This window comes from Roseburia sp. 1XD42-34 (assembly GCF_009917385.1).
Taxonomy (GTDB): Bacteria; Bacillota; Bacilli; order Bacillales; family Amphibacillaceae; genus Virgibacillus.
Genome location: NZ_QWLJ01000100.1, coordinates 1 through 355, shown reverse-complemented (window position 1 = coordinate 355; position 355 = coordinate 1). Strand labels below are relative to the sequence as shown.

At 61.7% G+C, this 355-nt stretch carries 1 pseudogene; it reads right to left on the bottom strand.

What is annotated here, in order from left to right:
- Positions 1–355 (bottom strand): annotated as a pseudogene (locus tag D1839_RS20230) (hypothetical protein); the annotation flags it as partial.

Here is a 355-nt window from a genome sequence, read left to right as displayed (position 1 = left end):
GCTTGCCCTTCTGTCCATCGGTCCCGTTCTTGCCAGCCAGGCCAGGGGCCCCCTTGCGACCGTCGGCTCCAAATTCACCCTTCTCTCCTTTGAAGCCAGGAACGCCCTTGGGTCCTGGGAATCCAATGGGGCCTTCGATGCCCGGGTCTCCCTGTCTTCCCTTCTGGCCAGGCTCTCCCGGCTCACCCATGTTGCCCTTGGCACCCTTCTGTCCACGGTAGCCCTTGGGGCCAGAGGGCCCAGGGATTTCCAGGCAGCTCACCTTGTAGCACTCTCCGTAGGCTTCGTGTTTCATGACCTTGATGATGCGGTTGATGGTGTCCTGGTCGATCTCGGTGGAGTCGGGCAGCATGGT